At 59.4% G+C, this 12,372-nt stretch carries 13 protein-coding genes; 9 read left to right on the top strand and 4 right to left on the bottom strand.

Annotated features, from left to right (window positions below; all coding sequences use genetic code 11):
- Positions 1–8: 8 nt before the first annotated feature.
- From DFO52_RS14095 to mltB, 3 genes are all read right to left on the bottom strand, one after another.
- Entirely contained in the window at positions 9–869 is an 861-nt protein-coding gene (locus DFO52_RS14095) for a metal ABC transporter permease (protein ID WP_133550605.1), read from the bottom strand.
- A complete protein-coding gene (locus DFO52_RS14090; RefSeq protein WP_133550604.1) occupies positions 866–1,519 on the bottom strand; it encodes an ATP-binding cassette domain-containing protein in 654 nt (217 codons plus the stop codon). The genes DFO52_RS14095 and DFO52_RS14090 overlap by 4 nt, the downstream gene beginning before the upstream one ends.
- A 269-nt stretch (positions 1,520–1,788) precedes the next feature.
- A complete protein-coding gene (gene mltB, locus DFO52_RS14085) occupies positions 1,789–2,889 on the bottom strand; it encodes a lytic murein transglycosylase B (protein WP_183128636.1) in 1,101 nt (366 codons plus the stop codon).
- 252 nt (positions 2,890–3,141) lie between these two features.
- On the opposite strand from mltB, the gene srlA reads away from it, so the two are divergent.
- From srlA to gutQ, 7 genes are all read left to right on the top strand, one after another.
- A complete protein-coding gene (gene srlA / locus DFO52_RS14080; protein ID WP_023333189.1) occupies positions 3,142–3,705 on the top strand; it encodes a PTS glucitol/sorbitol transporter subunit IIC in 564 nt (187 codons plus the stop codon).
- Positions 3,702–4,661 (top strand): PTS glucitol/sorbitol transporter subunit IIB, encoded by a 960-nt coding sequence (locus DFO52_RS14075; RefSeq protein ID WP_023308950.1) that lies wholly within the window; start codon positions 3,702–3,704, stop codon positions 4,659–4,661. The genes srlA and DFO52_RS14075 overlap by 4 nt, the downstream gene beginning before the upstream one ends.
- Before the next feature lie 12 nt (positions 4,662–4,673).
- On the top strand, positions 4,674–5,036 hold the full coding sequence (srlB, locus tag DFO52_RS14070) for a PTS glucitol/sorbitol transporter subunit IIA (RefSeq protein WP_047646227.1): 363 nt from the start codon (positions 4,674–4,676) through the stop codon (positions 5,034–5,036).
- Between the two features lie 14 nt (positions 5,037–5,050).
- Positions 5,051–5,830: a sorbitol-6-phosphate dehydrogenase gene (srlD, locus tag DFO52_RS14065; protein ID WP_033146371.1), complete on the top strand. Its 780-nt coding sequence runs from the start codon at positions 5,051–5,053 to the stop codon at positions 5,828–5,830.
- A 67-nt stretch (positions 5,831–5,897) separates the two neighbouring features.
- On the top strand, positions 5,898–6,257 hold the full coding sequence (gene gutM / locus DFO52_RS14060; RefSeq protein WP_047646228.1) for a transcriptional regulator GutM: 360 nt from the start codon (positions 5,898–5,900) through the stop codon (positions 6,255–6,257).
- 63 nt (positions 6,258–6,320) lie between these two features.
- Positions 6,321–7,094 carry a DNA-binding transcriptional repressor gene (locus DFO52_RS14055; protein ID WP_133550603.1) on the top strand — a complete coding sequence of 258 codons (774 nt, stop codon included), beginning with the start codon at positions 6,321–6,323 and terminating at the stop codon, positions 7,092–7,094.
- On the top strand, positions 7,087–8,052 hold the full coding sequence (gutQ, locus tag DFO52_RS14050) for an arabinose-5-phosphate isomerase GutQ (RefSeq protein WP_133550602.1): 966 nt from the start codon (positions 7,087–7,089) through the stop codon (positions 8,050–8,052). The genes DFO52_RS14055 and gutQ overlap by 8 nt, the downstream gene beginning before the upstream one ends.
- Here the strand turns inward: gutQ and norR are convergent.
- Positions 8,049–9,563: a nitric oxide reductase transcriptional regulator NorR gene (gene norR / locus DFO52_RS14045; protein WP_133550601.1), complete on the bottom strand. Its 1,515-nt coding sequence runs from the start codon at positions 9,561–9,563 to the stop codon at positions 8,049–8,051. The two genes, gutQ and norR, sit on opposite strands and share 4 nt — an antisense overlap.
- A 186-nt stretch (positions 9,564–9,749) precedes the next feature.
- On the opposite strand from norR, the gene norV reads away from it, so the two are divergent.
- Positions 9,750–11,198: an anaerobic nitric oxide reductase flavorubredoxin gene (gene norV, locus DFO52_RS14040; protein ID WP_133550600.1), complete on the top strand. Its 1,449-nt coding sequence runs from the start codon at positions 9,750–9,752 to the stop codon at positions 11,196–11,198.
- Positions 11,195–12,328 carry an NADH:flavorubredoxin reductase NorW gene (gene norW / locus DFO52_RS14035; protein ID WP_133550599.1) on the top strand — a complete coding sequence of 378 codons (1,134 nt, stop codon included), beginning with the start codon at positions 11,195–11,197 and terminating at the stop codon, positions 12,326–12,328. The genes norV and norW overlap by 4 nt, the downstream gene beginning before the upstream one ends.
- Positions 12,329–12,372: the final 44 nt, after the last annotated feature.

Here is a 12,372-nt window from a genome sequence, read left to right as displayed (position 1 = left end):
CCCTTGCGTTAAAAAAGCGCGCGCAGGCTGCCAGCGAGCCTGCTTCGCGTGCCCAGTAAAATGGAAATAAAGAACAGCGCGCTGGCGGTGAGCACGATGGATGGCCCGGCCGGTAGGCTCATCGCCCAGGAGAGGCTCAACCCCAGCCATGCGCAGAAGATACCGCTGATACCCGCCATCAGGAGTAAGGCAGGTAACGTGCGCACCCAGCAGCGTGCCGCCACGGCCGGAAGCATCATCAGCCCGACGGCCATCAGCGTGCCGAGCACCTGAAAACCGGCCACCAGGTTAAGCACCAGCAGCGCCAGAAACAGTCCGTGCAGCAGGCCTGGCAGCCAGCGGGCGTTCACCTGCAGCCAGGCGATATCAAACGCTTCGGTGACCAGCCCGCGATAAAACAGCGCCAGCGTGATAAGGGTGAACATACAAACGCCCGTAACAAACAGCGCGGCGTCGTTGTCCACGGCGAGGATGGAGCCAAACAGCAGATGCAGCAGATCGACATTCGACCCGCGCAGCGACACCAGCGTGACCCCCAGCGCCAGCGAGCCAAGATAAAACCCGGCAAAGCTCGCATCTTCTTTCAGCGGCGTGCGTCGGCTGACCAGACCGGCCAGCAGCGCCACGGTAATTCCCGCGATAAAACCGCCAATACTCATCGCCAACAGCGACATACCGCTGAGCAAATACCCCACGGCGACACCCGGCAAAATGGCGTGAGAAAGGGCGTCGCCCATCAGGCTCATCCGACGCAGCTGAAGAAACACGCCGAGCGCGGTGGTGCTAACCGAGAGCGCCAGGCAAACCACCAGCGCGCGACGCATAAAGCCGTACTCAATGAACGGCTGAAAAAAGAGATGCCAGATCATGCCACCCTCACCCGCTCGGTTTTCCACTGGGGAACGTCAGCATCCAGCCGCAGGGTTTGCGGGAAATGGCGCGACACGCGCTCGCTGTCGTGCAGTACCGCGAGCAGCGTTTGCCCCTGCATATACATCTCCAGCATCAAATCCATCAGCACGTTGCAGGTGGCTTCATCGACCCCGGTAAAGGGTTCATCCAGCATCACCAGCGGCGCCTGCTGCACCAGGACGCGGGCAAAGAGCATGCGCTGAAACTGACCGCCGGAGAGTTCATCGATGGTGGATAACACCATGGACTCAAGCCCGACGCGCTCAAGCGCGCCGGCAATGCGCAGCCGCGTTTCGCGACCAAACCCGGAAAAAAGCGAAATGCCCGGCCAGCAGCCCATGCTTACTACGTCCTGTACGGTCAGCGGAAACTGCGCCTCCAGCGCGTGACGCTGTGCCAGCCAGCCGATTACCGGTCGCTTACCCTGCCAGCGGAAGCCGCCGCTGACGGGAGGAATAAACCCCGCCAGCGTTTTTAGCAGCGTGGATTTCCCGCAGCCGTTAGCGCCGATAATGGCGGTCATGCTTCCGCGTTCAATGGTGCCCGAGAGGGGCCGCGTAATCGGCTGGCGTTCATAACCCGCGACCAGTTCATTCATCACGATCATGGCAGTGCCACCGCCCAGCGCACGGCCAGCCCGATAAAGACAACAAGCACCAGCGCCAGCAAAAGCCGAACCAGAGCAGACACAGAAAAAAGGGACGTTGACATGTCGATACCGAATTAAATGTTATAACATAACAATAACTAAAGGCGGTTAAGATGTAAATGGCGGGTTTGAAAAGGGAGTGTGGCGAAATGTTTCTGCAGGAAATAGGTGCGCGCGGGTGCCCTCACCCCAGCCCTCTCCCACGGGGAGAGGGCGAATAAAATGACTTACTGACTAAACGGCGACGCCGCCGGCACGCGCGCCTGAGACACCGCCAGCCCCAGCTGCCACACCGCCATAGCATAGTGGGTGCTGTGGTTATAGCGGGTGATGGCGTAGAAGTTCGGCAAACCGTACCAGTACTGGTAGCCCGTCCCGACATCCAGACGCAGCAGACTCACCTGATCGACATTGCCCAGCGGCTGGGTTGGCGTTAAGCCTGCCGCCGTCAGCTGTGCGACGCTGTATTTGGTTTTGAAGCCGTTTTCCAGACCAAACGCCTCGCCGTTTGCCTGAACGGCAACCTGGCCGCCCGGCACCCAGCCGTGCGCTTTGAAGTAGTTCGCCACGCTGCCGATGGCATCCACCGGATCCCACAGGTTGATATGACCATCCCCGTTAAAGTCGACGGCATATTGCTTATAGGAGGACGGCATAAACTGGCCGTAGCCCATCGCGCCGGCAAACGACCCTTTCAGATCGAGCGGATCGTCCTGCTCGCTGCGCGCCATCAGCAGGAAGGTTTCCAGCTCGGAAGAGAAATACTCCGCGCGGCGCGGGTAGTTAAAGGAGAGCGTAGCCAGCGCATCCAGGATGCGGGTTTTACCCATCACGCGGCCCCAGCGGGTTTCCACGCCGATGATCCCGACGATGATTTCTGGCGGTACGCCGTACACCTGCCACGCGCGGTTGAGCGCATCTTCATACTGATTCCAGAACACCACGCCGTTTTGCACGTTGTCCGGGGTAATAAACTGTTTGCGGTAGCGCAGCCACGCGCCGTTCGGCCCGCTCGGCACCTGGGCCGTCGGCGCCTGCCGGTCCATCAGGCGCAGCACGTAGTCCAGACGCTTGGCCTGAGACAAAATTTCGTGCAGCTGCTGTCTGTCAAAGCCGTGCTTGCTCACCATTTTATCGATGAACTGCTCGGCCGCCGGGTTATTCGCGAAGTCGCCGCCCATCTGCATCATATTGTGCTGCGGCTCCAGCAGGAATCCTCCGGAAGGCGCGCCCGCCGTTTGCTGAACGGCTTCGGTCTTAGGTTTGCTACTACAGGCAGACAGCAGAATAAGCGCAGGCAACAGCGCTGCATAACGACGCTTGAACATGAGACATCCATTTAACGGGTTCGATAAGAACCCAGTATGGTAAAGCATCCGCAACACCTCAAGGAAGCGGTACGCACCTCCCCCACGCAAATCCGCCCTTTTTTCCACCGAAAATCATTCATCCCATCAATAAACTTTCAAAATAATACATTTTTCTTTCATTGTGAGATCTAACTAACACTTTAAAACCTTTCAAAGTGATTATTATTAGCCCAGTCAGACAAAAACAAAAAAGCCCCACAGGAGAGAAGAATGATAGAAACCATCACCCACGGCGCCGAGTGGTTCATCGGGCTGTTTCAGAAGGGCGGAGAAGTGTTCACCGGCATGGTGACCGGGATCCTGCCCCTGCTGATCAGCCTGCTGGTGATCATGAACGCGCTGATTAACTTTATCGGCCAGCAGCGCATTGAACGCTTCGCCCAGCGCTGTGCCGGGAATCCGCTGTCCCGCTATCTGGTACTGCCGTTCATCGGTACCTTCGTGTTCTGCAACCCGATGACCTTAAGCCTCGGTCGCTTCATGCCGGAAAAGTACAAGCCAAGCTACTACGCCGCCGCCTCCTACAGCTGCCATTCCATGAACGGCCTGTTCCCGCACATCAACCCCGGCGAGCTGTTCGTCTATCTCGGGATCGCCAGCGGCCTCACCACCCTTGGCCTGCCGCTCGGCCCGCTGGCGGTGAGCTATCTGCTGGTCGGCCTGGTCACCAACTTCTTCCGCGGCTGGGTGACCGACCTCACCACCGCCATTTTTGAGAAAAAAATGGGCATCCAGCTTGAACAGAAAGTCCATCTTTCAGGAGCCACAGCATGAACCGGATCCGCATTGAGAAAGGCACGGGCGGCTGGGGCGGCCCGCTGGAGTTCGACGCCACCGAAGGCAAAAAGATCGTCTACATCACCGCAGGCACGCGCCCGGCAATCGTAGACAGGCTGCGCGAGCTGACCGGCTGGGAAGCGGTCGACGGCTTCAAGGAAGGCGAGCCGCCGGAAGCGGAAATCGGCGTGGCGGTGATCGACTGCGGCGGCACGCTGCGCTGCGGTATCTATCCGAAGCGCCGCATTCCGACGGTGAATATTCACTCCACCGGAAAATCCGGCCCGCTGGCGCAGTACATTCTTGAGGACATTTACGTCTCAGGCGTGAAGGAGGACAACATCACGCTGGTGAATGGCACTGCCGCGCCGCAAAAAGCGGCCCCGCGCGAGTACGACACCAGCAAGAAAATCACCGAGCAGAGCGACGGCCTGCTGGCGAAAGTCGGGATGGGCATGGGTTCCGCCGTGGCGGTGCTGTTCCAGTCCGGGCGCGACACCATCGACACGGTGCTGAAAACCATCCTGCCGTTTATGGCGTTCGTCTCGGCGCTGATCGGCATCATCATGGCGTCCGGCCTGGGCGACTGGATTGCCCACGGCCTCGCCCCGCTCGCCAGCCATCCGCTCGGGCTGGTGACGCTGGCGCTGATCTGCTCCTTCCCGCTGCTGTCGCCGTTCCTCGGCCCGGGCGCGGTGATTGCCCAGGTCATCGGCGTGCTGATTGGCGTGCAGATTGGTCTGGGGAACATCCCTCCGCACCTCGCCCTGCCCGCCCTGTTTGCCATTAACGCCCAGGCGGCGTGCGACTTCATCCCCGTTGGGCTGTCGCTGGCGGAAGCGCGCCAGGACACCGTGCGCGTGGGCGTGCCGTCCGTGCTGGTCAGCCGCTTCCTGACGGGCGCGCCGACGGTGCTGATTGCCTGGTTTGTCTCCGGCTTTATTTATCAATAAGAGGTTCCTGCGATGACCGTCATTTACCAGACCACCATTACCCGCATCGGCCAGAGCGCGGCCGACGCGCTGAGCGACCAGATGCTGATTACCTTCCGCGAAGGCGCCCCGGCGGATATCGAAGAGTTTTGTTTTATCCACTGCCACGGCGAGCTGAAGGGCGAGCTGAAGGCAGGAAGCCAGCTGGAGCTGGGCGAGGCGCGCTATGCCGTCACCGCCGTGGGCGACGTGGCCGAGCAAAATCTGCGCGAGCTGGGGCACATCACCCTGCGTTTCGACGGCCAGCCGCAGGCCGAATATCCCGGCACGGTTCACGTAACGGGCCCGGTTCCACAGGCTGTCACCCCAGGCTGCACGTTAAAATTTGTTGCGTAATTAAGGAGAAACACATGAGTCAGGTTGCCGTTGTCATTGGTGGAGGACAAACCTTAGGCGAGTTCCTCTGCCGTGGGCTTGCCGCAGAGGGTTACCGCGTGGCGGTAGTGGACATTCAGAGTGAAAAAGCCGCCCGCGTGGCGGATACCATTAACACCGAGTTTGGTGAAGGGATGGCGTACGGGTTTGGTGCCGACGCCACCAGCGAGCAGAGCGTAATGGCGCTGGCCCGCGGCGTGGACGAGATTTTTGGGCGTACCGACCTGCTGGTCTACAGCGCGGGGATTGCGAAAGCGGCCTTTATCAGCGATTTCGAGCTGGGGGATTTTGACCGTTCGCTGCAGGTGAACCTGGTGGGCTATTTCCTCTGCGCCCGCGAGTTTTCCCGTCTGATGATCCGCGACGGCGTTCAGGGGCGCATCATTCAGATCAACTCCAAATCAGGGAAAGTGGGCAGCAAGCATAACTCCGGCTACAGCGCGGCGAAGTTTGGCGGCGTGGGGCTAACGCAGTCTCTGGCGCTGGATCTGGCCGAGTACGGCATTACCGTGCATTCGCTGATGCTGGGCAACCTGCTGAAATCACCGATGTTCCAGTCCCTGCTGCCGCAGTACGCCACCAAGCTCGGCATCAAGGCCGAGGAAGTGGAGCAGTACTACATCGATAAAGTGCCGCTGAAGCGCGGGTGCGATTATCAGGACGTGCTGAACATGCTGCTGTTTTACGCCAGCCCGAAAGCCTCGTACTGCACCGGGCAGTCGATTAACGTGACCGGCGGGCAGGTGATGTTCTGATCGAGCGGCCTGATGCCCTCACCCCAGCCCTCTCCCACCGGGAGAGGGAACAAAACAAGGAGCCGATATGGTCACCGCACTCATCACCGTCGCCGCCCTCGCCTGGATTTGCCAGATGGCGTTTGGCGGCTGGCAGATCCACCAGTTTAACCGGGCGTTTGATGCCCTGTGCCAGAAAGGCCGCGTGGGCGTCGGGCGGTCCGGCGGCCGATTTAAGCCGCGCGTAGTGGTGGCGATTGCGCTGGATGAAAACAACCGCGTCTGCGATTCGCTCGTCATGCGCGGTATAACCGTCTTCGCCCGCCCGGCGAAAATCCAGGCAATCGACGGCATTTCGCTGCAGGAATTACGGCCTGATGTGATCTTTCCCCATGATCCACTCTGTCAGAATGCACTATCATTAGCGCTTAATCTGAAACATGGATAATTTCGTTGTGAAAGCTATAGACTTGCGAAATTATCATTTCGCAACCTAAGGAACGAAGCGCCTATGAAACCTCGTCAGCGGCAGGCGGCCATTCTCGAGCATCTGCAAAAACAGGGAAAATGCTCGGTAGAGGATCTGGCCCACTACTTTGACACCACCGGCACGACAATACGCAAGGACCTGGTATTGCTTGAAAACTCTGGCGCCGTCATTCGAACCTACGGCGGCGTGGTGCTCAATAAGGACGAAGCCGACCCGCCTATCGATCACAAAACGCTGATCAATACCCACCAGAAAGCGCTGATTGCCGAAGCCGCCGTCAAATTTATCCACGATGGCGATTCCATCATTCTGGATGCAGGCAGCACCGTCCTGCAGATGATCCCGCTGCTCAGCCGCTTTAACAACATCACGGTGATGACCAACAGCCTGCACATCGTCAACGCCCTGTCGGAGTTCGACAGCGAGCAGACCATCCTGATGCCCGGCGGCACCTTCCGCAAAAAATCGGCGTCGTTTCACGGCCAGCTGGCGGAGAATGCCTTCGAATACTTCAGCTTTGATAAACTGTTTATGGGCACCGACGGCATCGACCTGAACGCGGGCGTTACGACCTTCAACGAGGTATTCAGCGTCAGTAAAGCGATGTGCAACGCCGCGCGGGAAGTGATTTTGATGGCAGACTCGTCGAAGTTTGGCCGCAAAAGCCCCAACATTGTCTGTAGCCTTGAAAGCGTTGATAAGCTGATTACCGACGCGGGTATCGACCCGGCGTTCAGGAAAGCGCTGGAAGAGAAAGGAATCGACGTGATCGTAACCGGAGAAAGAGATGAGTGATTTTCTGTTAGAAACGGGCCGCCAGACGCTGATGCTGGAACTGCAGGAAGCCAGCCGCCTGCCGGAACGTCTGGGCGAGGATTTTGTCCGCGCCGCCAACACCATTATCCACTGCGAAGGCAAAGTGATCGTGGCGGGCATCGGTAAATCCGGCCATATCGGCAAAAAGATTGCCGCGACGCTCGCCAGCACCGGCACCCCGGCGTTCTTCGTGCATCCGGCAGAGGCGCTGCACGGCGATCTGGGGATGATTGAAAGCCGCGACGTGATGCTGTTTATCTCCTACTCCGGTTCGGCCAAAGAGCTGGACCTGATTATTCCGCGCCTGCAGGAAAAATCGGTCGCCCTGCTGGCGATGACCGGGAAATCCCGCTCGCCGCTGGCGCTGGCCGCCAAAGCGACGCTGGATATTTCCGTTGAGCGCGAAGCCTGTCCGATGCACCTCGCCCCAACCTCCAGCACCGTTAACACCCTGATGATGGGCGACGCGCTGGCAATGGCGGTGATGCAGGCGCGCGGCTTTAACGAAGAAGATTTCGCCCGTTCGCATCCTGCGGGCGCGCTCGGCGCACGCCTGCTCAACAAGGTTCACCACCTGATGCGCACCAACGATGCCATTCCGCAGGTCAAACTCGATACCAGCGTCATGGACGCGATGCTGGAACTCAGCCGCACCGGTCTGGGGCTGGTTGCGGTATGCGATGACAACGGGAGCGTCAAGGGCGTGTTCACCGACGGCGACCTGCGCCGCTGGCTGGTGGGCGGCGGCAGGCTGGAAACCAACGTGTCGGACGCCATGACCAAAGGCGGGCTGACGCTCAACGCCGAGAGCCGCGCCATTGAGGCCAAAGAGGTACTGATGAAGCGCAAAATCACCGCCGCGCCGGTGGTGGATGATGCCGGCAGGCTGTGCGGCGCCATCAACCTGCAGGATTTCTATCAGGCCGGGATTATCTAACCCTTCAGTCCCAGACGCTTCGCCAGCCTGTGCAGGTTGGCGACGTCCATCTCCAGCGCCCGCGCGCACGCCGCCCAGCTGCGGTTATTCTGCTCCAGCGCGCGGGTAATCATCTGACGCTGAAACGCCTCCGTGGCTTCGCGCAGATTTTCATTCGTTATCTCGGGTACTACCTGGGCGATTGCCGGTGCGGTTTCATCCTGCAGCGCAAAATGCCGCGCGTGGATCACCACCTCGTCACCCGAACGCGTCGCCCGCGCCAGCACTACCGCGCGGTGGATCGCGTGCTCCAGCTCGCGCACGTTGCCCGGCCAGCCGTAGCTCAGCAGATGCGACCTCGCACCCGGGCTCAGCACCACGCGGGAAAGCCCCATCCTGAGGCGGCACTGCTCGCAGAAAAAGCCCGCCAGCAGCACCACGTCATCCCCGCGCTCGCGCAGCGGCGGCACGGTAAGCGGGAACACGCTCAGGCGATGAAACAGGTCGGCGCGAAACTGCCCTGCCAGCACCGCTTCACGCAGGTCGCGGTTAGTGGCCGCCAGCACGCGAACGTCCACTCTGTGACTGCGGTCATCCCCCACGCGCTGGATGTCGCCGTACTGCAGCACGCGCAGCAGCTTGGCCTGCAGCGACAGGGAGAGCTCGCCGATTTCATCCAGAAACAGCGTGCCGTTATCGGCCATTTCGAACTTACCGCTGCGGTTGCTGATGGCCCCGGTAAACGCCCCTTTAACGTGACCAAACAGCTCGCTTTCCGCCACGCTTTCCGGCAGCGCGGCGCAGTTGAGATACACCAGCGGGTTCACCGCGCGCGGCGACGCTTCGTGAATGGACTTCGCGACCAGCTCCTTACCGGTGCCGGTTTCCCCGAAGATCAGCACGTTTAAATCTGAGGCGGCGACAATCTCAATCTCTTTTTTGAGCTGCGCCATGCCCGGAGAAAGGCCGATCATCTCCGTGTGCGTCACCTGCTCAAACGCCGCCGGGCTGCCGGGAAGAATGTTCTGGCTCTCCAGCTGTTCAATCAGCAGGGCATTGTTTAGCGCCCCGGCGGCCAGGGCGGCAATCAGGCGCAGCTCTTCGTCGCTAAAGGTGTCGAACTGGTCCGGCGACAGGCCGTCGAGGGTCAGTGCGCCAATCAGGTTTTGTCCGGCAAACAGCGGCAGGCCGATACAGGCGTGCACCTTCAGGCTCTCCTGTCCGGGAATCAACCCGTCGTACGGGTCGGGCAAGTCGCTGTCCGCCGGGAAGCGCACCACGTCACCCGCGCGGGCGATGGTTTCCAGACGCGGATGGCCCTCAAGGGTAAAACGCCGTCCGAGCACGTCCTTCGCCAGCCCGTCGATAGCCAGCGGAATAAACTGCCGCCCCTCGTAGCGCAGCAGCGCGGACGCATCGCACTCAAGCACGTGGCGCAGCGTGGAGATCAGCCGCTGAAAGCGGTCCTGATGGCCGATACCGGTCTGCAGCTCAATGGCGATCTTCGCCAGCACGTCTACGGAAAAGCTCATAGTGACCTCGCTGTCATTTTGACAATGCATATTGTCATATTGACACTAATTTTGATAGTCATAATGACTACTCATTACGGATCATAAAAATATTAATTAAGTAAAATCAATAAATTAAAAACTGGCACGCAACTTGATATAGGCAAACCATCTTATTTGAAAATGCTGTATTACGTAGAGGTTGCTATGTCTATTCTGGTTAAAAATAACATTCATTGGGTGGGTCAACGTGACTGGGAAGTGCGCGATTTCCACGGGACGGAATACAAAACGCTGCGCGGCAGCAGCTACAACAGCTATCTCATCCGCGAAGGAAAAAACGTGCTGATCGATACCGTCGATCACAAGTTCAGCCGCGAGTTTGTGCAGAACCTGCGCAGTGAAATCGACCTGGACGCCATCGACTACATCGTCATCAACCACGCGGAAGAAGATCACGCCGGTGCGCTGACCGAGCTGATGTCTTACATTCCGAACACGCCTATCTACTGCACCACCAACGCCATCGACTCGATCAACGGCCATCACCACCATCCGGAGTGGAACTTCCACACCGTGAAAACCGGCGACGCGCTGGATATCGGCAACGGCAAGCAGCTGATCTTCGTGGAAACGCCGATGCTCCACTGGCCGGACAGCATGATGACCTACATGACCGGCGACGCGGTGCTGTTCAGCAACGACGCCTTCGGCCAGCACTACTGCGACGAGCGCCTGTTCAACGACGAAGTGGACCAGACCGAACTCTTCGAGCAGTGTCAGCGCTACTACGCCAACATCCTGACCCCGTTCAGCCGTCTGGTGACGCCAAAAATCACCGAGATCCTCGGCTTTAACCTGCCGGTGGACATGATTGCCACCTCCCACGGCGTAGTGTGGCGTGAGAACCCAACCCAGATTGTGGAGCTGTACCTGAAGTGGGCGGCGGACTATCAGGAAGACCGCATTACTATTTTCTACGACACCATGTCCAATAATACCCGCATGATGGCGGACGCCATTGCCCAGGGCATCAACGAAGTGGACCCCAACGTGGCGGTGAAAATCTTCAACGTGGCGCGCAGCGATAAGAATGAGGTTTTGACCAACGTGTTCCGCTCTAAGGGCGTGCTGGTGGGCACCTCCACCATGAACAACGTGATGATGCCGAAAATTGCCGGTCTGGTAGAAGAGATGACCGGCCTGCGTTTTCGCAACAAGCGCGCCAGCGCCTTTGGCTCCCACGGCTGGAGCGGCGGCGCGGTAGACCGTCTGTCTACTCGCCTGCAGGATGCCGGTTTTGAGATGTCCCTCAGCCTGAAAGCGAAATGGCGGCCGGATATCGACGCGCTCGAAATCTGCCGCCAGCACGGCCGCGACATTGCACGTCAGTGGGCGCTCGCTCCGCTGCCGGAAGCGGCAGCCAAACCCACCGAACAGCAGGAAGCCTGCGCCTGTGCCGCCGCGGCAGGCGCCGATCTCGGCCCGCGCATGCAGTGCAGCGTCTGCCAGTGGATTTACGATCCTGAACTGGGCGAACCGCTACAGGATGTTGCCCCGGGCACGCCGTGGCGCGACGTGCCGGACAACTTCCTCTGCCCGGAATGTTCCCTCGGTAAAGACGTTTTTGACGAACTGGGTACGGAGGCAAAATGAACAATGGTATCGTCATCATCGGCTCGGGCTTTGCCGCCCGCCAGCTGGTGAAAAACATCCGCAAGCAGGATGCCAGCGTGCCGCTGACGGTGATTGCCGCCGACAGCATGGACGAGTACAACAAGCCCGATCTAAGCCACGTCATTAGCCAGAATCAGCGCGCCGAAGACCTCACCCGCCAAACGGCGGGGGAGTTCGCGGAACAGTTTAACCTGCGTCTGTTCCCGTACACCTGGGTCACCGACATCGACGCTGCCGCCCACGTGGTGAAAGCAAAAGAGAAAACCTGGCAGTACGACAGACTGGTGCTGGCCACGGGTGCCTCTGCGTTTGTGCCGCCGGTTGAAGGCCGCGAGCTGACGATCACCCTCAACAGCCAGCAGGAGTATCAGGCCAGCGAAACGGCGCTTCGCGACGCACAGCGCGTGATGATTGTCGGCGGCGGGCTGATAGGCACCGAGCTGGCGATGGATTTCTGCCGGGCGGGTAAATCCGTGACTCTGGTCGACCACGCGGCAAGTATTCTGTCGTCGCTGATGCCAGCAGAAGTAAGCAGTCGCTTACAGCATCGCCTGACCGACATGGGGGTGCATCTGCTGTTGAAATCGCAGCTGCAAAGCCTGAGCAAAACCGAAGGCGGCATTCGTGCCACGCTCGACCGCAGCCGCTGCGTTGAGGTAGATGTGGTAATCGCGGCAACGGGCCTGCGCCCGGAAACCGCGCTGGCGCATCGCGCAGGCGCCGAAATACAGCGTGGCGTGAAGGTAAATAGCTACCTGCAAACCACGCAGCCCGATATTTACGCGTTAGGTGACTGCGCTGAAATTAACGGTCAGGTACTGCCATTTTTACAGCCAATTCAATTAAGCGCGATGTATCTGGCGAAAAACCTGCTCGGCGGCAGCGCGCCGCTGAAATTACCCGCCATGCTGATTAAAGTCAAAACGCCGGAATTACCGCTGCATCTTGCTGGTGAAACGCAGCGTCAGGAGCTGAACTGGCAAATTACCCTCGAACCGCAGGGAATGGTCGCGCGCGGCGCGGATAACGAGGGTCAGATTCGCGCTTTTGTGGTTAGTGAAGACCGGATGAAGGAGGCTTTCGCTCTGCTGAAACTGTTACCTGCTTAACACTCGCGTTGCCGGGCCGCGCTTCGTTTACCCGGCCAACAACG

It is taken from the genome of Enterobacter sp. AG326 (assembly GCF_004362415.1).
Taxonomy (GTDB): domain Bacteria; phylum Pseudomonadota; class Gammaproteobacteria; order Enterobacterales; family Enterobacteriaceae; genus Enterobacter; species Enterobacter asburiae.
Note: the sequence above shows the minus strand (reverse complement) of the source record. Positions and strands in the feature narration are given on the sequence as shown.